The organism is Pseudomonas sp. FSL R10-1339, from assembly GCF_009600545.1.
Lineage (GTDB): Bacteria > Pseudomonadota > Gammaproteobacteria > Pseudomonadales > Pseudomonadaceae > Aquipseudomonas > Aquipseudomonas bubulae.
In genome coordinates this window covers 1-460 of sequence record NZ_WIVQ01000267.1, presented here as the reverse complement: position 1 = coordinate 460, position 460 = coordinate 1, and the positions used below count along the sequence as shown (strand labels likewise).

The 460-nt window shown below is 53.0% G+C and carries 1 protein-coding gene; it reads right to left on the bottom strand.

All coding sequences use genetic code 11. The features are described 5' to 3' along the window. Nucleotides 1–136: 136 nt before the first annotated feature. On the bottom strand, nt 137–460 hold a 324-nt coding region (locus GHO03_RS24750), incomplete at its 5' end, for a transposase (protein ID WP_153400707.1).

The following is a 460-nucleotide window of genomic DNA, read 5'->3' as shown; positions in this document are numbered from 1 at the left end:
GGAAGCTCCGATCAACTTGCCGCAACCGCGCAGTAAGTTGAAAATCCCGCTGAATTTGGCGCTATTGACCGCGAAATATCCCGTACGCGCCGCCTTGGCGAGCTTGTCAGCCCATTTCTCCGTGTTACGTGCGTAATTAGCCCATACCCATCAGCTTTTTTCGAGCCATCCATAAATTGGACAAGGCAAACAGCGTGGTCAATTGAGCGGTGTTTTTCATCAGGCCGCGAAAGCGCACTTTCACATAACCGAACTGACGTTTGATCACCCGAAATGGGTGTTCGACCTTGGCACGTGTCTGGGCCTTGAGGTACTCGATTTTGCGCTTGGCTTTGTACAGCACGCTGCGCTTGTTCAGCTTGGAATAGGTGCTGCGTCGCGCGGCGATTTGCCAAACCACTTCACGGTTTTCATGCTCTTCGCGCTTCTCGACACCGGTGTAACCAGCATCAGCGTAGAC